This window comes from Capnocytophaga gingivalis, assembly GCF_002302415.1.
Taxonomy (GTDB): domain Bacteria; phylum Bacteroidota; class Bacteroidia; order Flavobacteriales; family Flavobacteriaceae; genus Capnocytophaga; species Capnocytophaga gingivalis.
Genome location: NZ_CP022386.1, coordinates 2,096,598 through 2,122,147, shown reverse-complemented (window position 1 = coordinate 2,122,147; position 25,550 = coordinate 2,096,598). Strand labels below are relative to the sequence as shown.

At 43.0% G+C, this 25,550-nt stretch carries 17 protein-coding genes; 6 read left to right on the top strand and 11 right to left on the bottom strand.

Annotated elements, in window-relative coordinates:
• Positions 1–7: 7 nt before the first annotated feature.
• The 4 genes from CGC50_RS10050 to CGC50_RS10035 are packed head-to-tail and all read right to left on the bottom strand — an operon-like array spanning position 8 to position 3,838.
• Positions 8–1,216: a hypothetical protein gene (locus CGC50_RS10050; RefSeq protein ID WP_095910720.1), complete on the bottom strand. Its 1,209-nt coding sequence runs from the start codon at positions 1,214–1,216 to the stop codon at positions 8–10.
• The gene (locus tag CGC50_RS10045; protein ID WP_095910719.1) at positions 1,217–2,005 is read right to left on the bottom strand and encodes a DUF4129 domain-containing protein; all 789 of its coding nucleotides are present in this window, start codon (positions 2,003–2,005) and stop codon (positions 1,217–1,219) included.
• Positions 1,992–2,870, bottom strand: a complete 879-nt coding sequence (locus CGC50_RS10040) for a hypothetical protein (RefSeq protein WP_095910718.1) — start codon at positions 2,868–2,870, stop codon at positions 1,992–1,994. Before CGC50_RS10040 ends, CGC50_RS10045 begins: the two co-directional genes overlap by 14 nt.
• On the bottom strand, positions 2,867–3,838 hold the full coding sequence (locus CGC50_RS10035; RefSeq protein WP_002667024.1) for a stage II sporulation protein M: 972 nt from the start codon (positions 3,836–3,838) through the stop codon (positions 2,867–2,869). The genes CGC50_RS10040 and CGC50_RS10035 overlap by 4 nt, the downstream gene beginning before the upstream one ends.
• 24 nt (positions 3,839–3,862) lie before the next feature.
• On the opposite strand from CGC50_RS10035, the gene CGC50_RS10030 reads away from it, so the two are divergent.
• Both CGC50_RS10030 and azu read left to right on the top strand, forming a co-directional pair.
• Positions 3,863–4,603 carry an RDD family protein gene (locus CGC50_RS10030; protein WP_095910717.1) on the top strand — a complete coding sequence of 247 codons (741 nt, stop codon included), beginning with the start codon at positions 3,863–3,865 and terminating at the stop codon, positions 4,601–4,603.
• A 180-nt stretch (positions 4,604–4,783) separates the two neighbouring features.
• Complete coding sequence (gene azu, locus CGC50_RS10025) at positions 4,784–5,299, top strand: azurin (RefSeq protein ID WP_232781107.1); 516 nt, start codon at positions 4,784–4,786, stop codon at positions 5,297–5,299.
• Between the two features lie 58 nt (positions 5,300–5,357).
• On the opposite strand, the gene CGC50_RS10020 is transcribed toward azu, so the two are convergent.
• On the bottom strand, positions 5,358–5,930 hold the full coding sequence (locus tag CGC50_RS10020; RefSeq protein WP_002666940.1) for a fumarylacetoacetate hydrolase family protein: 573 nt from the start codon (positions 5,928–5,930) through the stop codon (positions 5,358–5,360).
• A gap of 56 nt (positions 5,931–5,986) precedes the next feature.
• Between CGC50_RS10020 and CGC50_RS10015 the strand changes: the two genes are divergently transcribed.
• Positions 5,987–6,526: an RsmD family RNA methyltransferase gene (locus CGC50_RS10015; RefSeq protein WP_002666999.1), complete on the top strand. Its 540-nt coding sequence runs from the start codon at positions 5,987–5,989 to the stop codon at positions 6,524–6,526.
• 12 nt (positions 6,527–6,538) lie between these two features.
• Here the strand turns inward: CGC50_RS10015 and CGC50_RS10010 are convergent, their stop codons facing one another.
• Together CGC50_RS10010 and purN are read right to left on the bottom strand one after the other, a co-directional pair.
• Positions 6,539–7,006 (bottom strand): DinB family protein, encoded by a 468-nt coding sequence (locus CGC50_RS10010; RefSeq protein ID WP_002666966.1) that lies wholly within the window; start codon positions 7,004–7,006, stop codon positions 6,539–6,541.
• 10 nt (positions 7,007–7,016) lie between these two features.
• Complete coding sequence (gene purN / locus CGC50_RS10005) at positions 7,017–7,583, bottom strand: phosphoribosylglycinamide formyltransferase (protein ID WP_002666938.1); 567 nt, start codon at positions 7,581–7,583, stop codon at positions 7,017–7,019.
• 105 nt (positions 7,584–7,688) lie between these two features.
• On the opposite strand from purN, the gene coaD reads away from it, so the two are divergent.
• A complete protein-coding gene (gene coaD / locus CGC50_RS10000) occupies positions 7,689–8,168 on the top strand; it encodes a pantetheine-phosphate adenylyltransferase (RefSeq protein WP_002667017.1) in 480 nt (159 codons plus the stop codon).
• A complete protein-coding gene (locus tag CGC50_RS09995) occupies positions 8,168–9,382 on the top strand; it encodes a bifunctional folylpolyglutamate synthase/dihydrofolate synthase (protein ID WP_002667046.1) in 1,215 nt (404 codons plus the stop codon). Before coaD ends, CGC50_RS09995 begins: the two co-directional genes overlap by 1 nt.
• A 6-nt stretch (positions 9,383–9,388) precedes the next feature.
• Here the strand turns inward: CGC50_RS09995 and CGC50_RS09990 are convergent, their stop codons facing one another.
• Positions 9,389–9,619: a ferredoxin gene (locus tag CGC50_RS09990; RefSeq protein ID WP_095910716.1), complete on the bottom strand. Its 231-nt coding sequence runs from the start codon at positions 9,617–9,619 to the stop codon at positions 9,389–9,391.
• Positions 9,620–9,768: 149 nt separating this feature from the next.
• On the opposite strand from CGC50_RS09990, the gene CGC50_RS09985 reads away from it, so the two are divergent.
• Complete coding sequence (locus tag CGC50_RS09985) at positions 9,769–10,338, top strand: DUF3109 family protein (RefSeq protein WP_095910715.1); 570 nt, start codon at positions 9,769–9,771, stop codon at positions 10,336–10,338.
• A 27-nt stretch (positions 10,339–10,365) separates the two neighbouring features.
• Here CGC50_RS09985 and CGC50_RS09980 read toward each other — a convergent pair whose 3' ends face one another.
• The 3 genes from CGC50_RS09980 to CGC50_RS09970 form a co-directional block, all read right to left on the bottom strand.
• The gene (locus CGC50_RS09980; RefSeq protein ID WP_095910714.1) at positions 10,366–10,941 is read right to left on the bottom strand and encodes a 1-acyl-sn-glycerol-3-phosphate acyltransferase; all 576 of its coding nucleotides are present in this window, start codon (positions 10,939–10,941) and stop codon (positions 10,366–10,368) included.
• Positions 10,942–11,290: 349 nt separating this feature from the next.
• Positions 11,291–17,668 (bottom strand): T9SS type B sorting domain-containing protein, encoded by a 6,378-nt coding sequence (locus CGC50_RS09975; protein ID WP_095910713.1) that lies wholly within the window; start codon positions 17,666–17,668, stop codon positions 11,291–11,293.
• Entirely contained in the window at positions 17,665–25,260 is a 7,596-nt protein-coding gene (locus CGC50_RS09970) for a hypothetical protein (RefSeq protein WP_157909453.1), read from the bottom strand. Before CGC50_RS09970 ends, CGC50_RS09975 begins: the two co-directional genes overlap by 4 nt.
• Between the last annotated feature and the right edge of the window lie 290 nt (positions 25,261–25,550).

Here is a 25,550-nt window from a genome sequence, read left to right as displayed (position 1 = left end):
TATATTTTTAGGGTTTCCAAAATTCGTCTATCCATTTGTCCATTTGGGTAAGGGTTTCCTCTTGGGCTTGTTGGGTTTGTCTAAAGTGTACAATTGTTTGTACGATATTCTCTACCAAAGTTTTATCTTTACCCGATTTGTTATACAGCTTTTGGGCAAAATCTTCGTTGATCTGTTGTGTATCCATGTAATAGCGTTGTCTTACCTGATCCAAGAAATAAGTGATTTTCTTCTGTACCATATCCGTAGCATTGCCCTCTTGGTAGTAAAGCGAGCTGACACTCTGAGCAAACTCTACGGTGGTGTTCTTAGGTTTTTCTATCACAGGAATAATACGCTGCTGTCGCTTGCCCTTGAAAAGCAAATAGAGTAAAAATCCTAAAAGTAATAACCACCAAGCGATCCTTAGTTGAGGTTGGCTCATGATAAAGCTCAAAGCATCAGAAGAACTTACTCTATCTTGTGTAGGAGTGGCAAACCATACTGTAGGCCTGTCCTTAGGTAGGTAAGAGAGTATCGTAGCTGCATAGTCACGCACTTTAGGATCCTTCTTGAGATAATAATTGGTAAAAGCAATCGGGGGTCCAGCATGAATATAGAGCTTCCCTTTGCCATGTGACACCTCTACAAAGTTGATTTTCTTCCTTAGCTCCTTTTTGGTTTTTCCTTCTTCATAGAAATACATATAGCCCAAGGCCTTATCCCTATTCTTGTCAAGATCCGTAAAATAATTGATTCCGAGGAAAGTTTGTTTGAGTTCAATAGGCACTTTCTTATCAAAAGAAGGACTATTGAGCTGCATCTGTAAGTCCTCTGCTCTATATTTGTCTTCTGTTTTTATCTCCAATGAGTCGGTAAGAGAGGCAAAATCATTCAAGAAAAGCACCTGACTTCCTCTCTCTACCTCAACAAGCAATTTTCTTAGAGACACCTTATCTATAGATCCTACCGTAAAGATATAATTATAAGGTTCTTGTTTCTCTTCTTTTACGGACAAATACTCATAAGGTGTATAGTATGATTCCTGTATTACCTTTTTAGTGAAAAAATGCTTGAGTTCCTTTCCAAAGATATAGAGCCCATAGGGCTGCTTACTCTCTGGGTCAAAAGTCCATTGCCAATCCCGCTTTCTATTGGAGGGGGAAAAGACTGTCAGGGACATGATAAGGACAACGACACCCAAAAAAATCAAGTAATTACGTATCGACTTTCCCATTTACTTTGCTTTTTGAGTGTTTATATAATTCTGATAATCAGCCTTTGCCTCTTGGTACTGTGCATCACTAATAAGAAATTCCCCATACCATATGTAGTTATAGAGCTTGGATAGATAGACAAATCGCTCCTTCTGTACAGGATCTTTGATTTCTCTCTCATAGTCCGAATTGGTTTTTTTCGGCTCCCATTCTATCTGTTTCTTATCGGAAAGTACCTTAAGCAACCATAAGTAGTATAAGCGAATGCTTTGTCGTGTATCATTCTGTTTTTCAGCATTCTGTATCAATACAGAGAAATCTGTCTGATGCAAGTGCTTCTCTACTTCTTCCATAGAAATATTGGAGAGCTTCTCAGAGCTTCTATCCGTCAGCCAGCGACCTTTGTTTTTGAGAATCCAGCGACCAAAGAAGAAGAGAGAGACTAAGAAGAGAATCGCCCCTAGCATACGGAGGATTTCCCTCATACCCATACCATTTGCTCCTTTTCCATAAATAAACTCCAATATCCTGGTTATCAACTTGATAAAAGCTTTCCACATCCCTGAAAGAAAGGCCTCATTCCTGCCCGAGGTCTCAGAATAATCGAAAGCAGAGGAATCATAGCTATGAGGTACCCCCTGAAAAGAGCGCAAGGATTCAGGTCGCTCACGGCTGATAGGAATCTGATAAGTAAGGCTGTCCTTTCCCCTGAGTACGAGCGAATCGGCTTGTGCATAGAGCGGTACTCCTATACTAAGAAAGTATAAGAGCCCCCCATAAGCTATTATTTTCCATTTATTCTTCCACATTCTGACCAATAAGATCTATATCATCGGTATGTTGATCTTCTTTTTCTCCTAAGTGAATAAGTATTTGCTGGAACAGAGACAGATTAAGAGATACAAAAATAACTGTAACGACAATAAGCAGTAGTACAAAGACCAATATAGCCGTTCCTAACCCTGGTTCAAAACCTGATACAGCCAGTGTCAGAAAGTAGACAATTATAGGAATAATTGCCCCCACTGAGATAATAAGACCACAAATAAAATTCATCACAAAAGTAGCTCCAAACTTATCCCAAAAACGCTCCTTAAGCTGGTTTACCACCTTGCCCAAGGCTTGGAAATAACCTTCCCTATCCTTGATGTAGACCAACATGGTTTGTTGCATAAAGAGGAATAATAGAGTGCTGAGAAAGTAACTTACCAATTGTAATAAGAAAGGAGCATCTCCTAAAATTGACGCCAATCCAAAAGACACCAACAGATAAGGAATCCATATTACAAAAATAGAAATAAACCCAAAAAGAAAAGCTCTAGGCATCATTTTTTTGATACTCTCCAACAGCTCTTGCGAGGCAATATCTGTCCGATTAGGATTTTTCTCCAAGAGCTCTGTATAGGCAATAGGAAAACAAAACACAAAAAGAAACAAGAAAAATACTATAACCAGCATCAGTAGCACCAACAGTAGGGAAGTGCCAATCCCTCCAGACAAAGATGGCAAAAAGAATACCATTACAGTAAAAAGAATACCTGCGGAAACTATTGCTGCTCCATTGATTACCAGATAATTAGAAAAATAATTACCCGCATACTTTCTAAAAAAAGTAAAGGTGTCACTAATGAGGTCACCAAATTTTCTCTTTTTGTAAAAAACAAAATCGTTCATGGTTTTAAATATTTATTTTTTGTATGTTTTACTATAGGATAGACCAGGAAATAAAAGGAAATCACAGAAAGACTTCCCAATATAATCAACATATTGAGCCACAAGGGCATCTGGTTATAATAACGAGTAATAAAGCCCTCAATAAAGCCAGCAGCAATAAAGAAAGGCACCGTACCCAAGAGCAAAGATACCCCCTCGCGAAAAGCGACCTTGAAGGAGAGCAAGCGAGAATAGGTCTTAGGAAAGAGTATCCCCCCTGTAAGGATAAAACCTGAGGCAATCGCTATCACAATACTGAATATCTCCATAGCCCCATGTAGCCATATGGCTCTGACACTTAGAAATAACAGCCCTTTTTCATAAAAAAAATACTGGAAGGAACCGAGCATTACTCCATTGTTCAAAGCAATGAAAAAAGTCATTACTCCTGCAGTAATTCCATAGATAAAACAAAGAAAAGCCACCCTTATATTATTAAGAGTAATTCCTATAAAACCTCCCCAATTACTTCCATCACCATACACTCCCATAGGATTTCCCTTTTCGATATTCTCCAAGGTTTGATTCACATAGTAGTCCCCTAAGATTGCCCTAATGTATCGGGGCATATATTGTGCTGAGAGTACACCTATCAATACAAAGAAAAAGAAAAGGATAAAACTAAAATAAATCAGCTTGCGATACTTATAGGCAAGCATAGGAACATAGTCGGTGAAAAAAAATTTTAATCTATTTTTGTCAATACGCTTGGTTTTGTAAATTTTTTGGTATATTTGCGTGACCAAAAAATTGAGGTAGATGGTAGTGTTACTCCTTGGGTAGTAGGTCTGTGCAAAGGACAAGTCGCCCAATAGCTGGATGTAATTATCCGCCATTTGGTCGGGGGAAATAGTCTGCCCTTTGTTAAGGATGGCCTCCACTTCCAACCATTTGTCTTTGTTTTGTTCGATAAAGGCTACTTCTCTCATACAGGGTGCTAAATTAATGAAAATATGTCAAAGATACAAATAAAAACCACACAAAATATTTTGCTGGCTTTCCAGCCAGCTTCTATTGGGGAGCGTATGGCAGCCTTTGCTATTGACTTTGTTCTTATAATGGGATATGGTTTTTTGGCCAACAAAGCCTTTATGGAAATTTCTCCTCTTTCGTCTTTTTCTTTGGAAGAAGGGATAGCTATCTATTCCCTACTGATGTTACCAGCTGCCTTCTACCCCTTAGTGGCTGAATCCCTCATGCAAGGACAGACTATAGGCAAGCGAATAATGAAAATCCGAGTGCTGAAGATTGATGGATATCAGGCCTCTTTTGCTGATTTTTTTATTCGCTGGGCCTTTGGCTTGTTCGAGTTGGATCTTTTTATAGGCTCTATAGGGATCATTAGCATCATTTCGACCCAACATTCTCAACGCTTGGGCGATATAGCTGCAGGGACAGCCGTGATCACCGAGCGCAACAAGCTCAATATCTCTCACACTATCTTGGAGGAACTCTCCCTTGCTTATCAACCTCTTTTCAGTCAGACCGAGGTACTGCTCTTCTCTGACCGCGATGTGCAGACCATCAAGAACTACTTTACGCAAGCTCTCAAGAGCAAAAATGGAGAGGCTATCATACAGCGCTTAGCCGACAAAATTACCGAGGTTTCCAAGCGAGAACATACCATCTATCCTCAGAAAACAGCCTTTGTCCAGCAATTCCTCAAGGATTATAACTTCTATACAAGAGGGTAAGAGAATGAAGAGTGGAAAGTGAAGAGTAAAGTCGCGTGAGCGAGTATGTGACCAGCGAGTGCCCACAGCTGGGTATGTGGTGAAGAGTGAAAAGCTAATTTAAAAATATTCTAAATAATTTGCTGTATCAAATTTTTATTTGTATTTTTGCGGCGTATTCATATATTAAAATAATTCGATATGAAAAAAATGTTTTTAATGGCCTCTGTTGCCTTAATGGTGGCTTCTTGTGGGGATAACAAAAAGCCTGAAGAGTCTGCACAGACTACAGAACAAGGAGCGGTAAGTCAAGATACTCCTGCGGCAAGCCAAGATACAGAAGCCGTGAATGTTGCCTTAGAAGGTACTGACCAGATGACTTTCAATATCAAGGAAATCAAAGCCAAGGCTGGACAAACCATCAATGTCACCCTTAAGCATGTAGGAAATATGCCTAAGGATAAAATGGGACACAACTTTGTTCTCCTCAAAAAAGGAGTAGATGTAGCTGCCTTTGGAATGGAAGCTATGAAAGCAGGATTGGACAAAGATTATATCCCTAATGATGGTGCTGATGTGATTGCTCATACCAAGCTCCTCGGAGGTGGAGAAACAGACACTATTTCTTTCAAAGCTCCTGAGCCAGGTACTTATGAGTATATTTGTTCTTATCCTGGACACTTTTCTCTTATGAGAGGTGTTCTCATCGTAGAATAAATTTCTTCGAACTATCATTGTAAAGCGTTAGAGGTTACTCCCTTGGGAGTAACCTCTATTATTTTACCTCTACCCAGAAGAGCTTCTCCTCTTGCAGGAGGGCTATCCAAGTAGTCTCTCCTTCGAGAGGGTAGAAGATACTCTCAAGGGGAATAGCAAGCAGATCCCCCGTGCGAAGAGTTACCCTCTGAGAGACCATACTTAGCCCTAAAGGCACCTTTGGCAGGATATCTTGCAAAGCGATTGACTGAAAAGGGATATTATTCTTAGAAAATATAATGGTCATTTCTTTTTCTAAAGAGCTCTTTTCTATGAAATTACCCACTATCATTGCCCCATCAAAACTGGTTGCTTCCTCCCAAGGAAGACCTTCTGCTTGGAGCTCCTGCCACCGATCATAAGCCGTAAGAGAAAGCCCAACAGAAACCTGCTCGTAATACTTAGAGGCAAATCTCTCAGAGATGCATTTGCCCTGCTTACTAATCTTTGCCAAAAGAACTAACTGCCCTCTAAGATCTGTTGTAAAATCAGGGATATAGAGTGGCAATTCCCGATTATGCACGGCTGTATCTGGCTTTATGTAAAAGACAGGTTCCCCTGAAGAGGGAAAGTGTATATGTACTATTTTCACTAAAAAACTTTTTTTATCGTTATAAAATCCGTATTTTTGCCCTTTATTTCAAAGATATGCGCATCATCTCAGGCAGCCATCGCGGCAAGCAACTCATTGCTCCTAAGAACCTTCCGGTACGTCCTACAACAGACTTTGCGAAGGAGTCTCTTTTTAACATTCTAAACAATTACTTCTACTTAGATAGTATCAAAGTGCTTGACCTTTTTGCTGGGACGGGCAATATCAGCTATGAGTTTGGCAGTCGTGGTTGTCCTGATATCACAGCTGTAGACAGCCATGCTGGCTGCGTACAGTATATCCATAAGACAGCCGCAGCACTCTCCTACCCTATTGAGGTAATCAAAAGTGATGCTTTTACCTTCTTGGAGCGAAACCTAAGTTCTTACGATGTCATCTTTGCTGACCCTCCCTATGACCTTCCCGAGCAAGACTTAGAGCGATTGGTATCTTTGGTATTCGAGCGCAATCTCCTTGCCCCAGACGGGCTACTCATTATAGAACACTCAGCTAAAATATCTATGGAAGAGAATCCATACTTTGACCATGATAGGCGCTATGGAGGAACTGCCTTTAGCCTTTTTAATAATGTTTAATGGTATTGATCATTATATTAAGTATTTGATTGCAATGACCAATCCTAAGTGCATGCCCTCATGGGTATTGTTGAAGTAGATAGCATCTTCCACACAGCGGAGGGGATAGTTCAGTCCTGTGAGGTAATCTGTATAGGTGGTAAAAATCCCTTTTTGGTAGTCCTCTTCCATCTGCTCTTGGGTTGAGATTAAGAGCTTCTTGAGGGTATCCACCTCTTCTTGGGTAGGGATATGACCATCGGGTACTGTTCCCTTGCGATAGGCTGCAATGAAATCCTCCGATACATACATAGGTAGCCCACTGTTATAATAACAATACAACTGCTGTGTAACGATGGCATGAGAGATATTCCAAAGTAGGTTATTGCGGAATCCCTCGGGAATCACGGCCAATTGCTCCAAGGAAAAACCTTCTAAATATTGCAGATAGCGCTCCCTGATACACTTATGTAGTGCAAAAACGGTTTTGTCTAATTTCATATTTTATCTATTAGTTTTGTAATAATTGCTTGATAATCAGAGGGAAAGTTCGATACTCCACCTCATGAATCTTCTGAGCGAGGGACTCGGGGGTATCCTCAGGGGAAATGGGAACACACTCTTGAAAAATAATAGCTCCCTCATCGTAGTGCTCATTGACGTAATGAATCGTAATTCCACTCTCCTTCTCTTGGGCAGCAATCACAGCCTCGTGTACATACATACCATACATGCCTTTCCCTCCATACTTAGGCAACAGAGAAGGATGTATATTGACTATTTTGTTAGGAAAACGCGCAATGATATTCTCTGGGCACTTCCACAAGAAACCTGCCAAGACGATCAAATCCGGCTGTTCGCGCTCAAGAAGCTCCAATATATAGGTAGATTCATAGAAATCCTTTCTATCAAAAATCATACAAGGGATTCCCAAGCGTTCTGCACGACCTATCACCCCTGCCTTGGGGTTATTGGTAAGAATAAAAGAGACTTCAGCCAAGGCATTTTCCTTAAAATAAGTTACAATCCTCTCCGCATTAGAGCCATTACCAGAGGCCAATAGAATGAGTTTTTTCATCACACAGAAATTTCTGCAAAGTACGCATTTTTTTTCGGAATAACCAAGAAAAATAAGTTCTTTTTCTTACCTTTGCTCCCTGAAAACAACGGATAATAACACACTATGAAGAAGGCTCTTTTTCCAGGCTCTTTTGACCCTATAACCTTGGGGCACTATGACATTATCTGCCGAGCTACAGCCCTTTTCGATGAAATTGTAGTTGCAGTAGGTGAGAATGCAGACAAGCGCTATATGTTCACCACAGAGGAGCGCATGGCTTTTATAGAAAAGGCTTTTGCAGGAAATGAAAAAGTAAAAGTAGTGAGCTACCAAGGTCTTACGGTAGATTTCTGTAAGAAGCTGGATATTCCATTTATTCTCAGAGGATTACGCAACCCAGCTGATTTCGAATTTGAGCGTGCCATCGCCCATACCAACCGAGATTTGGCTGGAGTAGAGACCCTTTTTCTGCTTACAGCGGTACAGACCTCGCACATCTCTTCCTCCATTGTGCGGGATGTGATACGCAACCGAGGTGACTATACCCTTCTTGTCCCTGAGAGTGTGCGCATTGAGAACATAGAAAAATACTATATACACTGATGACTTACTTAGAAACAATAGACTGGCTCTGGGCACATCTGCCTATGTATCAAGAAAAAGGACGCGCTGCCTTCCGAGGCAAATTGGACAATATACTTCTTCTGTGTGACCACTTGGGCAACCCACAAGAGCACTTTCCCTGCCTACATATAGCGGGTACCAACGGCAAAGGTTCATCCTCTCATGCCCTTGCCTCTGTACTACAGGAAGCTGGCTACAAAGTAGGACTATATACCTCGCCTCACTTGAAGGATTTTCGCGAACGTATCAAAATCAATGGAGTAGATATCCCTGAGGAAGCTGTGGTTCACTTTGTAGAAGAAAATAAGGAATATATGGAGGGAGAAGACCTTTCCTTCTTTGAGGTTACTGTGGGCATGGCCTTTGATTACTTTGCCCGTGAGAGAGTGGATATAGCGGTAATAGAAGTAGGATTAGGCGGCAGATTGGATTCGACCAATATCATCACCCCTATAGTCTCCCTCATCACCAATATAGGCAAAGATCATACTGAGATTTTGGGCAATACTTTAGAGGAAATTGCCCGAGAAAAGGCAGGAATCATCAAGCGACAGATACCGGTGGTTATCAGTGAGTTTCACCCACTTACCGCTCCTGTATTCAAGCAAGTAGCTTTAGAGAAGGAAAGCGAAATCTACTTTGCCAACTCCCTTGAGGTGCCCTATACTATGGATCTGAAAGGGGGATATCAGGCGAAAAATATCAAGGGAATTGTACAGACCCTGCGTGTGTTACAGCAAAAAGGTTGGAAGATTACAGAGGAACATATCGAAAAAGGACTCTCCCATATCGTGGCTAATACTCACCTTATGGGGCGCTGGCAACTCTTGGGAGAAGCCCCTAAGACAATATGCGATACAGCTCATAATGCTCATGGATTTACAGAAATTCTCTCCCAACTACAGCAAGAGAAATACGACACTCTACATATGGTACTGGGATTTGTCAAGGAAAAAGACCTAAGTTCTATCCTACCCATGTTACCGAAGAATGCACGTTATTATTTTTGTAAACCACAGATAGATAGGGGCTTAGATGCTACTGTGCTACAAGAAAAAGCACGAGAGTATGGCATTGAGGGAGTTGTATTCTCCTCGGTCAAGGAAGCGCTTACCAAGGCACAGCAAGAGGCCAAAGTCACAGACTTTGTCTATGTAGGAGGGAGCACCTTTGTCGTTGCAGAAGTTGTGTAAATACGCTCAGATTTTCTTGGTAGAAATAATCTTGACAGGGCATGCTTTTTGGGCATTTTCACAAGCCTCAAAGATGCTATCATCATGTGATTTGAGGGTGAAAAAGCCTTTTTTTTCAGTCGAACGCAATAGGACAGTCTTTCCGTCCTTTTTGCTCATTTGGAATTGCTCAGGAGCCATCTCCACGCAATAATTACAACCTATACATTTATCTCTTTGTAATGTTACTATGACCACAAAAATAATGATTAATGGTTAATGTTCAATGATTAATAGTTAATGTTGCTTGTATGCAGAAGAGCAAATTGTGGTTTTTCCCTACGCCTCTTCTCTCCCACATACTCGCTTATGCGACTTTACTATTACCCTATTGCCTAAATTAGATTATGATAGAAATAAACGATACTCTAATCTCGGAGGAGATTATAGAAAAAGATTTTGTCTGCAACTTAGATGCATGCAAGGGCGCTTGCTGCGTGGAGGGGGATGCCGGAGCTCCTGTAGAGCAGGAGGAAGTAGCTATCCTCGAACGTATCTACCCTAAGGTGGCTCCCTTTTTAAGTGCAGCAGGACGCCAAGCAATTGAGGCACAAGGCACAGCCATCCGAGGGATCGATGGAGAATGGGAGACCCCACTGATCGGAGGAGGCGAATGCGCCTATGTCGTCAGAGATGAAAAGGGAATCGTCCTTTGTGGGATAGAGCAAGCCTATCGCGAGGGTGTAATAGACTGGAAAAAGCCTATCTCTTGCCATCTCTACCCAATTCGTCTGAAACAATACAGCTCCTTTGTAGCGGTAAACTATGATCGCTGGAGTATCTGTAAAGATGCCTGTGTACTGGGACACAAACTCCAAGTACCTATCTACCAGTTTGTCAAAGAAGCACTAATCCGTAAGTTTGGAGAGGAATGGTATGAACAGTTGGAAGCAGCTGCAAAAATAATCAATGATTAATGACTACTATCCTCTGGCTACTGAGCACTAACAACTGAAATCAGGGTTCCACTGCTGAGGATATTTTGGGTTTTTGTCTCGGTAATACTCTCGTATTTCATCGATAATGCTCTCTTTTGAGCGTGTCTGCAAATCAGTAAAGGGAATGGTTTTCCCTATAAAAATTGTCTTCTTTTTGAAATCTCCAGCACCTAATACGATAGGCACTTGGGCGGTAAGTGCCATATGGTAGAAGCCCATACGCCATTTGTCCACTCTGGAACGAGTGCCTTCAGGGGTTACGACCAAACTAAAATCTTCCTTTTTGAACTGCTCAGTGACAAACTCAACTAAATGATTACGCTGGGAGCGGTTAATTCCTATACCTCCTAACTTACGAACAAGCCATCCATACCATGCCTTAGTATGAGCGTCCTTAATGATGAGCTTGATGGGCTTATCCAACTTCCAATAGGCCAATATTCCCAAGACAAACTCCCAATTGGAAGTGTGGGGAGCCACGACTAACACACAGCGATTGAGCACCTTATCCTCTCCCTCTAATACTACTTTCCAGCCTGTAATCCATAGGAAAAAAGTTCCTATCCATTTCTTTATTTTCATATGGTGATTTTAGAGGGCAAATATACAATTTTTAATTGTTAATTATCAATTGCTAATTGTTAATTTAGTCAACAGAGGTCAGTGAAAAACGAAGAGTGAGCAGAGGTTCTCTATATTGGTATGAGGGTTGTTGCGTCCTGTTGTAGGGGCGATTTGCAAATCGCCCTATACTGGTGCATGCGACAGTAAGCAGTAAACGGGGAGCAGTAAACGGGGAGCAGAGAATATGGGGAGTTGTAATAATAAAAAGAGACCTTCCAGTAATGGAAGGTCTCTTTTCAATTATTGTTATTCCTTTCTTTAGGTATTAATCAGTGATCAGTGAAGATTGAACATTGATCATTAATCACTACCTATAAAGGGTGAAATGCCCTTTGAAGGTACGGCTGTCATCTGGCTCGTTCAGACGAAGTACATACCAGTAATCTCCCGTTGGAAGTGGCTCGCCTCCGTAGGTACCATCCCACTCTTGACGGTTGTTCAAGGTCGCTATCTGGCGGCCGTAGCGGTCATAGATGATCGTTTCGGCATGTGGATAGCTGGCCAAGTTGAGCGGTGCCCATGTGTCATACTCGCCATCTCCATTCGGCGTGAAGTAGTTCGGTATCACAACATCCATATATTCCTTATAGATGAATACTGAATGAGCACATACCTGCTTACCTCCATTCTCTTCCTTGAGCTCGCCCTTGCTGTCCTCTACATATACACGGACTTTCTTCTCTACCTTGCCTGTGGCTGGGTTCACCTCTTCATAATCCGTCTTCTGTACGTAGTAAACTACCTCATCTCCTGCCTTCACATCGTCCACCTTCTGTACATAGTGCGCCTTAACCTCTTCCCCTGTGTGGTATTGAGCTCCACTAAAGTATACCGTATAGCGCTCTTTACCTCCCTCTACCTTCACTTTTACTAAGTTAAGGTCGTTGGCGATACTCTGGTTGGTGATCTTGATCGGTGGATAGTACTCAATATTGAGTTCTCTCACTTCCTGACACAATGGTGGATCACTCATCGCTGGGTTATCCTTATTGAAGTAATACAAGTGCAATTCGTATTTGTTCAAGCCTTCTTGCAACGGACGTACCGCATTGAGCTGTGCAAGCAGCGATGCATGGGCAATCTTATACATATTGTGTGTATTATCAGTTCCTGTAGGCGTAGTTCCATTGAACTCATAACGCTGGATTGGGGATCCACCCTGTGTGGTAATCGCATATCGCAAGCGGTTTATCGCTCCTCCTGAACTTGGGTTGATTACCAAGTATGGAGTCGTTACCGATACATATACATCGTAAGTAGCCTGAGCAGCTGTGTCACTATTAGGACCTGAACCATCCACTACCAAGACCTTGTTGTTCTCACTGATATCCGCATTACACTGATAGTGTTGTGTGATCACTCCTTTGAGGTCTACCCCTTCTATGATCTCAAACTCTTTCTTCTGGCTACATCCCTTAGCGTCTTTCACTACCAAGAGGTATTTACCAGCCTTAAGACCTTGTATCTTGAATGGTGTAGCTTCTCTCTCTCCTGTACCTCGCTTAGAAGTGCTTTCTCCATTTTCGAAGAATACCTCCCAGCTATACTGAGGATTTCCTCCCTTGAGTACATACTCTATCTCTCCATTGGCTTCGCCCTTACATCCTACATGGGTGATGCTATTCTGAGTGATCAGTATCGGTGTAGGTGCGATGATCGCTGTATTGACTACCTCATAGATACATCCGTATTCTGTATCTTTCACTCCTACCGTGTAAGAGCCTACAGAAAGGTTCTTGAACTGGTTGTTCGTACCCTGCCATCTGTAAGAGCCATCGGCTTGTTTAAGTCCATATTCGTACTTACCTGAACCTCCCTGAGCTACTACCTCGAAGGAACCATCAGCACCATCATGACAGCTTACGCTGGTGATCTTATCTGCCTGAGCCTTAAGCGGTGTCTTTGGAGCTACCACAATCGGTGCAGAGTCTTTTCTACATTCTCCATGACCTGCTACCTTATGGATTACAGAGATTACATAGCTCTTAGTTGTATTGGTCTGAAGATCCACATCCAACTCAAAGCGGGTATTGTTATGAGCTACTCCATCGAGCAAGTAACGTACATTAAGCGCTGCAGAAGCAGGTTCTACACTGGCCTCTACCACATACTTAATCACATTGTTCACACACTCATACTTACCTTCGCTGAGCTTGAGGGTCACCTCTGAGCCGGCTTCTATGGTAAGGGTTGCTTCGGCTTGACAGCCATTCTTATCTCTTATCTTGATGGTATGGTCGCCAGGGGCTAAGCCATCTATGAGGGTACCATTGCCATCACTATGGTATTCAACCCATGTAGCTCCTCCATCCTTAGAGTATTCGTATACCTTATCATTGCCCACTGTTCTTAGTGGTGTTCCACCAATCACTCGCAAGTAAGCCTTTCCGTCATTGCTTCCAGCACAGCTTTCGTGCTCTACCGTATCCATACGTACTGTTACGCTTAGCGGATCCGGTTCGGTGATGGTAAACTCTATAATATCGGTTCCAAGTGGGGTAGGTTGACCTTTCTCCTTAATCTCATTAGGACGACAACCATTTTCATCCTGTACAATCACATAGTACTTACCAGGAGCTAAGCCTTCGAACTTACCACCATTGTCCAAGAAGCGGTCTAAGCGAGGACTAATCGCATAGGTAAGCTTTCTTTGGGTACCATCAAGCTTGGTCTGACCTGATGTTGTGGTGATCTCGATAGAACCATCATGATCTCCATTACAAGTCACCTGTTTCACTTCGTATTCTACCGTGTACTTGGTTTCTTGTTTTATCTGTACTTGAACTACCTTCGTAGTACATCCTCCCACAGCTTGACTGATTTCTACCGTATAGTCATCTCCTGCAACAAGTCCTTCAAATACTCCTTGCGCATTTGGATTCGGTGTAGGCAAGCCTGGTACAACAGTTCCGTTTTTCTTAAGGGTAAAGACATAAGGCTCATCGTTCTTACCTCCTGTGGCTGTTACCACAATCTTACCATAAGAGCTACCATAGCACTTGAGGCTCAAGACACTCTTATCATTATCTATAGCGCCATCTATCGGATTCACTTTGGCTACATGTACCTCGTTGGATTCTCCTTCGCAGGCACCTGTACCACCACCGTTATCCATTACCTTAGCATAGTATACCTTATCCGAAGTAGGACCTGATGCTACTGCTGTGGCAAAGACTGCCGTTACTCCTGTCTGGTAAGCTCCCGTAATAGTTGGTGTTCCTGGCACTAAAGTACCTGGACGACCTGCACTAATGTCATAGAGTTCTACCTTATAAGTACCTCTTGTAGGATCCATATTCGGTCTGCCCTCTATCTGTACGGTGATGTCACCTGCTGTATTACAGCCTGGGTACTTAGTCAATTCCGCTCTGGCAATGATTGTACCTGGGTCATTAACTGTTACAGGTTGTGAATCAACCTTGTCATCGGCACAAAGCATATCCGAGGTGATTCTGATAAAGTACTTACCAGCTCCTAAACCAGAGAAGGTTACCGTACCACGAGTGGTTGGGTTATCATCTGGCAAGATTCTACCTAAGGATCTTTCTGTGGTCGCGTCGAACAACTCGTAAGACAAGCGTCCTTCTATCAACGTTGGTGTAGATCCTGAAGGTGATGGTGTGGTAGCTGTTACGCTACCTCCTGTTACCCCAGTGAGCTTAATCTCGCCATCCTGAGAGCCTACACAGCTTGGTATCTTGGTCGCTGTTGGTGCATTCGGTGCTTGTAGCTGCATAGATGGACCGTGGTAAGGCACAAAGGTAAAGCTATCCAATTTCCTTGTACATCCGCGTGAGTCTCTCACTTCTATATAGTGGGTACCCACCCCTACGGTAAAGGTCATCTGATCGGTGAAGCTACCTGCATTACCATCGGTTACTACTCGGTATTGGTATGGTGCTCCCCAACCTCCTGTCGGAGCTGAGGTAACCCCTATCTGAGCATCGTTCTGAGCTTCTCCATTACAGTAAGTCATATAGCGCAATACCTTGCTCACTGCATTGATATTCTGTGGACGGGTAGCCGTAAGCTGCGCCATAGTCTTACACTGTGTACTCACTACAGTTACCTCAGTCTCAAAAGTTACTGCAGTACCTTGTGGCACATCTCCTACAGGTATATGTACAGTCATCTGGTCTGAAGCTCCATGGCCTGTCTGGGTACCATAGGTAGTTCCTCCTGACTTCTTCACAAACCAAGTATATCCTGAGGAGCCTATTTCTCCTTCTACTTCTACCTTGAAGGTTACATCAACTGTACCTGGAGCAGGTGAAGCAGTATCTCCACAGATTCCTTCCGTTACAAAGAAGTTTACTCGTGGCGCTTTAGCCTTCTCTACTCTATATCCACTTGGTACCACAAAAGTACATCCTGTATCCTTATCGGTCAAGGTAATCTCATAATCGGCACTTTCTTCGGCGATCTGAGGGAAGGTAATAGTACCTACCCCTGTACCCCCTATCTGAGCAGTACCTGCTGTTCTAGCAGCTGAGTCATAGCCAGCTACCTCTGTAGGAGCTCCTGCTCCGGTCATCTTTCTTATATATACATTGTATCCTCCTGTATTTGAACCATTCGTACGTGTCACAGTCATGGTCACCTGTTCCGTACCCGTTGGCTGACAGCTCATCTGTTGGGTACGATGGAAGGTTGCCCCTGTTATCTTATGTAGTGTCTTAACTGTTCCTACGAATGAACTTGGAATAGCCAATACACATCCGTTTGCATCCGTTACTTTTACTACTATCGTATAATCCACATCCTTAGCAGGAAGGTCTATAGTGGCATTCGCTGTGTACACTGTAGGTCCTGGGTAAGGCGCTGGAGGTGTAGTAGAGGTTACTGTCTGAGTAAGGATTACATTACCTGCCTCATAGATCTCTACCTTATAAGGTGCAGTACCTCCCTTAATATTGAGGTAAAGCTGCGCATTGGACTGCTTAGGGGTTACCCCATAGGAAGTGGCAGCACCACAACCTGCTTGAACAATCGCTATACCTGGGTTGGCAGGTGGATTCGCATCGAACTGAGCTACTGGACGTTCTGTTATCTGAACTACCCCTCCAGAGAAGCTTGTCACATCCTGACCACAACTACCATTGGCTGAGCTCTTCACTCTGAGCTGGTAGTAACCCGCCTTAAGTCCTGTTACCTTATAGCGAACTGTACTTGTAGTACGCTCTATGATGTCTCCATCACCTACCTCAATACCTGATCCTGTAAATGGACCCGCAGCAGCAGTACTATAGAACAATTCATATACAAAGGAGACATTCTCTCTTCCCGAAGTAATGGTACGGGTAAACTCAAAGCTACCAGTAGTACCTCCTGGGGTACATCCCACTACATTATTTATCTTCGCTGGGTCTATCGTATGACGTGCCTTCAGAGTTGCTGGATCTTCTGCTGGTTGGATTACTATAGGCGCACTCGCCACATAATCATCACAATACTTATTACCTCTATCTCTCACCCATACATTATATGTGATAGGTGCTGTTGGGAATGGAGGAACTGTATAAGTTACTGTAATCACCTGATTGTGTATATTCGTACTTGTAGGTGTAGCTCCCGCCACTACTGTAGCTCCTGTAGGAGGCGTAGCAAAATTCGTATGTCTTGCTCCTGCTGCTACACTACCTCCTTGGGTTACCACTATATCATAACGGTTACCTGCTGGAGAAAGTGGGGCTGGCACCACTGGAGGTGTAACAAAGTCTGAACCACTGGTGATCTTCAAGTTAAAGGTCGCTGTATATACCCCTGCATTGTCACAAGCCATATCCGTCTTCTTCTCAGCGGTAAACTTAAGCTTAGGATACGTCAAGCGCTCGTTAGCTCCCGGAGGTGTTCCGCCTGCATAAGCAATAGTCGCATCACAAAGACTCTCTTTCGCTCTTACCTTGACCTTATTCTGATCAAAGAGTGCTGGTATGTTTTCCTCTGCTGTTAGTGCTGGGAAGGGCTTATATGTATTACCTCCATCTATAGAGTATTCGTAATCAGCAAAGGTAAGTGCCGTACCCCCTGTCGCATTGATATTAGACAAGGTGATCTTGAGCTTATAGTTCACATCGTTGGCATCACAAGCATTCGCTCCTGGAGCAGTCTTGTTGATATCCAAGGTCGCTGTAGCAGTATGCTTGCTATTGAGGAACTTGCCTAAGGCATTACCACTTGCGGTAGCTGTCACCTCACAACCTGTCGCCTGATCGGTAATTCTTACCTTGAAGGTTAAGGTTGGGAAGACTGTACTCCACCAGTTGGTACCCGTTACATTGAAATCACTCTCTCTCAAGTCAAACTCTACATCGGTTGTAAGATCCGCTATATTTCTTCTTACTATATTTCTTCTTAAGAAGGAAGTGGAAGGTGCTGTTATGTTATCTTCCATCAACAAGCTATAGGTAAATGGTCCATATCCGCCTGTAGCTCCACCCTTGACAGTGAGTTTGGCTGTACCATCCTGACAGTTCATCGGTTTGGTCTTAGCTGCGACCACAGACAAGGCGCCTGGTATCAAAGCACGACCTGCCGCTGGTGGGGTTACTGTAATATCTCCACTATAAGACTCACAACCTGCTGCAGTGAACGATATCACATAGCGTTGGCCTCCCGCTGGAAGCGCTGTAGGTCTATTGTAAGAGATCTCATAAGTATTGGATCCCGCGGGTGTTGGGTTCACAGTTCCTGTTGCTCCTGCACCTGTCGCTGGAACAAGACCTGCATTTGTCTTTTCATAAATAGTATAAGGTAATGGTGCTCCTCCCCTGTAGTGAGGGTGACATGGAAACGTATGTTCACTGGTGTGCTTGCATTATCACAAGCCACCCCTCTACTTGCTGAGTTATCCACCTGAATAGCAGGGGTATTGGCAGGCGTTGTAGGTACTTCCAAACCTTCCCTACACAATCCTGAAGTTGAGGTAGTCTCATAGTGTACATACACCATATAGTTTCTACCCTTCTGTAGGTTAGTGAAAGTATAGGTAGTTCCTCCTACATAACCATTATACGTTCCTAATTGCTGTTCGGCAGGAGTACCATTATTATTAAGATAGAAAGTTACCTTATAATAAGTAGTTCCCGTATTACCAAACTTCACATCCAAATCAAAGTTGCTACAATTACCATTTACCTTAGGTGTAAGGGTCAAATCATTAGCTCGACGTGCAAGAGTAAACTCAGGAATATCCTTAGTACATACTACTGCATTATCCGATTTCCTTCTTACTCCTATCTGAGCGGTAAACTTATCTCCGACAGTCACCCCGCCATACATAGCCCCTACCAAGCCTTGACCTGTATAAGGTGAAACTATTGGACGCTGGGCTTCTGTCTTCCACTGTTCGTCTCCATTGGTCACTGGTACACCATTATGTCTTACCAAGCGGTATACTATCTCATACTCACTGGCTGGAACTATGGTACTAGTTGCCTTCAAGGCAAAAGCCATTGTTGTTTCTGTACAGCTAGGGTTAGACTGAGTCACTGCTCCTGAAGCTGGGAAGTCAATGCTCATAGCCCCTATCGTGAAGGTTTTTCCTACCATTCCTGGAACGGCACAGTTACCATTACCCTCATCAAAAATCTCTACCTTGTAGGTTCCTTTGGATAAGTTGTCTATCACATAGCCTGTTACTACCATCTCTCCAGTAGTAGGATTGATCGTTACCTTACCCGCTACTGCTACCTTAGGAATACGATAAGGTACCATAGGTGCTGCTATAGGTGCTGTCTTAGTTACTTCCACACGGAAAGGTCCCTTACCACGGAAGCGCTCTATTACCAAGCTACCGCCCTGTCCATCTTCACAGGTAGCACTGAAAGATGTATGTTTTATAATACCTGAAGGATCTAAATCACCTCCTGTAGGTACTGGATCTTCAATATGAATAGGTGTTGTGGTCACCTTCTTACCACAAGTAGGAGGTGTTGCCGCCATATCCTTAATATATACATCCCAATTACCACCCGTGGTAATACCTGACTTCGCGTTGGTCGCTGTATAGTCACTATCCTGTGGTGGAGTACCCGCAGCAACAAAAGCATAGTGATAAATAGGGGTTGAACTACCACCTCGTACATGGTTCACTGTGATACTTCCTGGAGTTACTGGATTAGGAGGACAGGCTGCCGCAGGATGAACTACGGTATAGTCTGCCGTAGTTAGGTTCTCAATCTCTACTGGGATTGATACCTCTATCTCTTTCTCACAACTGTACTCATCCTTAGCACGGATAAGGTAAGTAACTCCTTTTGTCCAACCATCAAGGGTTGTTTTAGGAATGGTATTACCAGACACCGCTGTCCATGTAGCATCACCCTGTTTCTTCCAATCATAGGTTACTGGCTTGCCATTGCTTGCACCTCCAATGAAAGTGTGGCTAAGCTCCATGTCACCTATACCATTGGCAACCACACAGTTTTTGTACTCTGCTTTCACAGTACCAATCTTATGGCGTGCTTCTACCTTGTAGGTGAAGGTGCCATGACCTCCATTACAGTTGTTGTCGTCTGTAATGGTAATCTGGTAGGTTCCTGCTACCACTACATAACGGTAGTTTCCATTCGAATCTGGCGTAAGAATATCTGTAGCTCCTGAAGGAATTTTTACTACCTTAATCGTATATCTCAGCGGCGCGCTCGGTGCCTGCTTACCTCCCGTGATGTTGAACACTCCTTGGTTAGTACCCGTTGCATTCTGAGAGAAGATAAGCATCTGCTTCCTATCTATATTACAGTCTAGGTAATCTATAGTCCTATTCTGAGTTACTGTTACCTTAGCATTTCTCTTGATCTCAAAGTCCTGTGTAACCTCACAAGCCTGATCATTGCTGAACTTCTTCTGATGTCCAGAGGTAATCTTCAATGTATAAAGACCTGGAGCTAAGTTGTTCACAGTAAGGCCTGCTGTATTATTAGTACCGCCCTGTACCTGAGTGGTAGTGCCTCGAGTTACCACCTTCCAAGTATATGCCACATTGCCATAGTTCGCTACTCCAAAGGTAAGCTTACCATCATTCGAACCATTACAAGTCTCATCAATAGTAGTATGTGAGGTGATTTTCATTTCTTTGCCAGCCTCAATTGGTAAGGCTACATCCACCTTGAGGGTAGGACAGCTCACAGGTCCTTGGAATACATAGATGTCATCAATAGCAAAGTCATTACCCATACGATGGTTACGCATGTTCTTTATCTTGATACGTACACGGGTATTGTTACCTGGGTTGATATCTCCAAGATCGTCAGAGGAGATACGTATCCAGTTAGTATTTCCTATATCATTATAATCTATATCAGGAGAGGTTACCTGACCTAATACATTATCTGAAAGATCCGTTACCTCTATGCGGAAGAAAGGCTTCTGCCATCCAGAGGCGGATTGGTTGAGGTTCATTACATAAAGTTCAAAACCAATAGGTCCATTAGGCACTATATCGACATCTTTCTGATAAAGTACTGTACCAGGAGTAAGAGTTTCGTGCAAGTCAATGTACATATAGCGCCCATTAGGCAATCCTGTATGATCCTCTGGAGCTGCTTGTATCCAACTGGGGTCTCCCAAGCGGTGTGCTCCACCTCCTACTCCTAACCATCCTGTATCATGGAATATTTTTTGGTTGGTAATACTATATTGTTGCCAACTTACAGTTCCTGGAGGATAGTGATAGTTCAATAGAGGAGAAGTACTTACGCCAGGTTTGTTAAGTCCAGCGATATCAGTAGGTTCTCCTACTCCGAAGTCCTCACGAATAAGTTCACGCTTAGGCGTTACAGTTCTCTTATAGAAGACACGGGCATATTGAGTAGTACCTGCTTTAGATTTATCAATAGTCAATTTGTTAATAGTACCTGTACCTTCATAGTTACCATTCCATTCGGTAGGCAGTGAAGATAGCGGTGAACCTATCTCTACATGATAGCTATAGTCGCTACGAGAAGTAACAAAAGTAGCCTGAGCAGAGCCCTCACAGTCGTAAGTAAGGGTACTAGTGATCTCAGGTGCCAAAAGCGGTGCTTCTACCTTTACAGTATACTCTATTTCACAGGCTGTTACCCCTCCGGCAGGAGCATGGCTACGTACCTTCACGTTGTACGTACCCACAGGTACATTGTCCCAACGCAAGTCGTTTTGATCAAAAGTAGTTCCGGTAGGAGCTACGTTCCAGGTAAGTCCACCATTCAAGGAGACATCATACTTGCCACCAGGTCCTACCCCGCCAGCAGTACCGTTACCTCCACCAAGACCAGAGACACGTACAGAGGCGTGAGCATGTCCGATTGGGTTTTCTCCTACCTTACAAGCCAAGTGAGATACGTTGGCAAAACCAGTAAGAGGTCCATTACCCTCATCAATAGTGACAATTTGATCATCAAAGTCAGGCCCTGTGAGATATTCAAGACGACCATTATTCATTACCTGATAGGTTTCTTCTGGCCAAGAACACTCCTTACTACCGCGCTTGTAGTATACACGGAGACGATACTTACCAGAAGCGAGTCCAGTAAAGGTATTGTTAGGATAGTTTTGATATATCCAGTTGCCTGAGAAGGTACCTCCTGCATTAGCTTTTTCAATAGCATAACGCACAGAGTATTTGGTCGCATCGAACGATGGATTGTTGATGGTCATAGTAATGGTACCTGCTGTAGTCGAACAATCCGCTGAAGTAGAAGCCTTGGTAAAGGTAGGCTTAGGTTGTAACTGATAGGTTATATTTCTAAATACAGAACAACCATTAGCATCTATTACTCCTACATAATATTGTTTAGACCCTGAGATAAAAGTAGGATCATTAATTTCAAAAGTATAAGCAGTTACATTTCCTACATTTGGACGTATCAATATACCATTAGCCTCTAACCAAGTAGTATATGGCGGAGTACCTCCTGAGTAAGTAATGGAAATTCTCTTAGTAGGTCCACAAGTTGGATCTTCAGGAGTTACTGTAAGTAGCTTTAATTCAGGCAACTCACTGATTTCTACTATCTGAGCTGGAGTAGTACAGTTGCGCTGGTTAGGTACTACTGTAACTTCATATTTTCCTTTGCCTAAGGTGCTGATAGCTGCCTTGGAAACATTGTCCCAGTTGTTGGAATCGCGCTTGCTATCATTATCTACCGTTACACGCACTATCTGAGACCCTGCTTGTTTTTTGACGATGACATCCACCGGTAGGGAGACATTGCCATGTAGCATAACATGAATGGCTCCTCCGGAAGGAGTCTGTGCCACACACTGTACATCCTTTTTGGTGAGGGTCAGGGTTGGATCCGTACCTGCCGTGGTGGTCTCCTGCACGGTGATCTTCTGTTCGAAAGTACATACATTATTTTGGAACTGAGAAGAGCCTCCAGCAAGTTTCGGACGTAGGGTCACAGTATATTCCCCACGGGCAGAGACTTGATGTTCGAAATTGTTATTACCTCCAGGTACATCCGTCCAGCCCACAGAGGCAGAAGGTCCATCTATTTTATATTGGTATTGCCCATTAGGAATATTGGTTATCTTGAGCCAGCCCTGAGCGGTAGCTGTAGTAGCTCCATTACACATGAGCGACAAGATATTTTCCTTAGCCAAAGTATAATTACCTGATGCCTTGTAAGCACGGAAGTAATAATCCGCGTCACAATTACCTGGATTCTTAAGGACAATAGCGAAGTGTGTACCATTGTTACTTACTTGGTTTTCGTTGATTGTAAAAGTCTTTCCTGTACCCAAGCGTTCCCAGTTGGCTGGTTCAGCAGCTACAGAAGCTGGAGGACAAGAAGGTACTAGCTGAGAAGTATTTCCTTTGTAACGGTACCAGATCACATCACTATCGGGGAGACTTACTCCAGTGGTAGAGAGGGTCACTGAAGGACCGCAAAGTGCCACCTGTAGGTACTCAAGACCTGTATTGTTACAAGTCTGACGCTCCACCACACGACTATTGTTGCGCAATGGATGCAGGGCATCGTTGCCAGTACGAGGTGTGATGTTGAAAGTCAAGGTTGTAGGGTTCTGACAAGCAGAAGCTCCTCTTTCGAGTACATAAACACCAGCCTCAGTGATGCGGTACTTACGATCGGTACTAAGTACTTGGGTACTTCCTTGTCGTGTCCACTTATAGGAAGGATAACCAGCCCCTCCATCGAGCTCAAAGGCAGCACAATACGGATAGGTATTGTTGGCAGATTGGCTACAAGGGGAATCATCGATAAAGAAAGTAGTAGGCTTAGGATCACAGTCAGTAAGCTTGTTGTAGGAAAGCTGTTCTAAATTCTCATTAGGCCCTACTACACTATACTTAAGGACAGGCTGGAACTCAAGTTTGTTAGAACAAGCATCACGCAAAGCTCCACAATCGGATACCGCCTTTACATTAATTGTAATAGGCGCAGACATAGGAGCATTAGCATTGGCAGGAAGACCTGCTGCAGGAATCGTAAACTTGAGCAAGGTACGTCCTGTGTTGTTATAATTATCCGTCTTACCTGCGAAGGTAGCTCCCAGCGGCAAGGCTTCATGACTTACATAGTTAAGATTCTTAGGTAGTAACGCCTCCAAGGTAATAGCAGAAGAGGCATTACCAGAGCCTACATTGCGTAGGGTAATTTCATATTTGGCAGTAGCTCCTAAGGCAATACGCTGACCTGAGATGTCAGTACCAGCGGAGTTTTTCACGGAGGTAACCATTTGGTAAAGTGGCCTTGCTGTTGCAATAGACATCACATTGACCAAATTGATATAGGCATCATAGCCACCATCACTAGCTAAATAACTAGAGGTAGTCGAAGTAGATCCTGGGGCTAACGATTTAGTTCCAAAGAAAAATACATCCCAACCACGTGTTGGTTGCTTGGCTTCTTGGTTGATTGTAATTGATTCATTGAAAAAGTTAGAAGAAGACCTATATCCTAAAGGCCAAGCATACTCAGCTCCATTAGCCTTATATTTATCTCCATTTTTAGAAGCTTCTCCTCCTAAAGTTACTCCAGAGAAGATATCCCAATAATCACTCAAAGGCCCCGGTTTGACAAAGCCTCCAATAGAACGAGTTCGTGTGGTAGGACCACCCGCACCGACTCGTTCAAAACCTTGTTCTACCTTAATCACCCTTAAATTATTTTGATCCCCTTTAGGATCTTCATAAACCACAACTAAAGCCCAACCTGAATCAAATTTCCAAGAAGTACCTCCATTATTATATATGTTATCTACACGATACTGACCATTGAGATTTCCTGCACGAGCTAAGGCTTGCAGATCAGCAGTCACATCTGTCCAACGATAGTAGTAAGAATCATCATCGACACGAGTACCATCATTAACAATTGTTTTGGTAGGATCCACAACATTACTTTGTCCTAAGTACTCTTGTCCTCCTCCTATGGTAGAGGATTTTTTCCAAAGAATACGACCATCAGAAGGATTATACACAAACTCTCCAAAGTGGTACATATCGCCTGTAGGCACATGTGTCCACTTATTTCCATTACAAGCTCCATTATATTTTGCCAACTGTATAGGGAAAGTTGCTTCTCCTACTTTTTGAGCTCCAGGAGCTGGTATCCAGTTGAAACGATCGGCTGGATCGTTTATCATTTCTCCTCTGTAGGCTTCTGCTTTGATAGCCATATTCCCTGATACATACCTTCTAAACCATCCTGCATAGAAGTTCATAACAATATCTTGAGAAGAAGGATGCGCTTGTTTTATCTTTTTTACATTGATAATAATAGACTCCAAACCAACTCCTGTATTATCACCACTCCACATTGCAAAATTTCCCGAAGGAGCAGCTCCCCTTATTGGCATATCTTGAGAGGAGAACCTACCTCGACAATATCCTGCTCGATATCTTACAGGAGAAGTAATTTCAGCTGCAATATCCAAATCGGTACCATCATTACTAGTAAAATAGAAACGATAGATAAGATAGTCAGCATCTGCCCATACTACCCCATTTGTTTCTTCATTACCTCCATCTTTGGTAATGGATTTATTGAGACCTCCAGGACCTACTAAACGCACCTGATCTTTGTTGCCCCCACCTGAGTGTCCCCCCCAATAGAGGCGCGCCCACTTGATATTAACAGGACAGTTAGGATCCTTCGAGGGAATATTCAAGTTATAGGGAGCATCGGATTTGTTCCCTATAGTCATGAAACTACCCTTGATGGGCTTTCCACCATTGTCATAGACAGTAGTGAAGGCTTCTTGTGCGAAAGCCGTGATCCCTGAAAGCAATAGGGTCACGGTACAGAGAAAATGAAATAGTTTTTTCACAATTGTTTTTTTTAAAAAAATGGTATCCATAATTGTTTAGTTTTTATTCTTCTTATCCCTACCCCCCTGAAGAGGAATTGGGATTTGAAGAGATGCTGAGATGGATTTGTTTATTTTTAGTTTTGCATACTTCTACCTACTTTGCATTTATTCATAGAAGGTGAAATAAACAAAAAAGTCAAATACATGAGAGTAGCTGTGTTTTCCTATAAACACATTTAAGGAAAATAAATTGTTAATTAATTAAGAATCAATTTATTACAAATACTATTCCCCTTACCCTAAAAGGC

Excerpts from the sequence above, each read along its gene's own strand:
- CGC50_RS10050 (WP_095910720.1), bottom strand. The coding sequence starts at position 1,216 with ATGGGAAAGTCGATACGTAATTACTTGATTTTTTTGGGTGTCGTTGTC.
- CGC50_RS10045 (WP_095910719.1), bottom strand. The coding sequence starts at position 2,005 with ATGTGGAAGAATAAATGGAAAATAATAGCTTATGGGGGGCTCTTATAC.
- CGC50_RS10040 (WP_095910718.1), bottom strand. The coding sequence starts at position 2,870 with ATGAACGATTTTGTTTTTTACAAAAAGAGAAAATTTGGTGACCTCATT.
- CGC50_RS10035 (WP_002667024.1), bottom strand. The coding sequence starts at position 3,838 with ATGAGAGAAGTAGCCTTTATCGAACAAAACAAAGACAAATGGTTGGAA.
- CGC50_RS10030 (WP_095910717.1), top strand. The coding sequence starts at position 3,863 with ATGTCAAAGATACAAATAAAAACCACACAAAATATTTTGCTGGCTTTC.
- azu (WP_232781107.1), top strand. The coding sequence starts at position 4,784 with ATGAAAAAAATGTTTTTAATGGCCTCTGTTGCCTTAATGGTGGCTTCT.
- CGC50_RS10015 (WP_002666999.1), top strand. The coding sequence starts at position 5,987 with ATGCGCATCATCTCAGGCAGCCATCGCGGCAAGCAACTCATTGCTCCT.
- CGC50_RS10010 (WP_002666966.1), bottom strand. The coding sequence starts at position 7,006 with ATGAAATTAGACAAAACCGTTTTTGCACTACATAAGTGTATCAGGGAG.
- purN (WP_002666938.1), bottom strand. The coding sequence starts at position 7,583 with ATGAAAAAACTCATTCTATTGGCCTCTGGTAATGGCTCTAATGCGGAG.
- coaD (WP_002667017.1), top strand. The coding sequence starts at position 7,689 with ATGAAGAAGGCTCTTTTTCCAGGCTCTTTTGACCCTATAACCTTGGGG.
- CGC50_RS09995 (WP_002667046.1), top strand. The coding sequence starts at position 8,168 with ATGACTTACTTAGAAACAATAGACTGGCTCTGGGCACATCTGCCTATG.
- CGC50_RS09985 (WP_095910715.1), top strand. The coding sequence starts at position 9,769 with ATGATAGAAATAAACGATACTCTAATCTCGGAGGAGATTATAGAAAAA.
- CGC50_RS09980 (WP_095910714.1), bottom strand. The coding sequence starts at position 10,941 with ATGAAAATAAAGAAATGGATAGGAACTTTTTTCCTATGGATTACAGGC.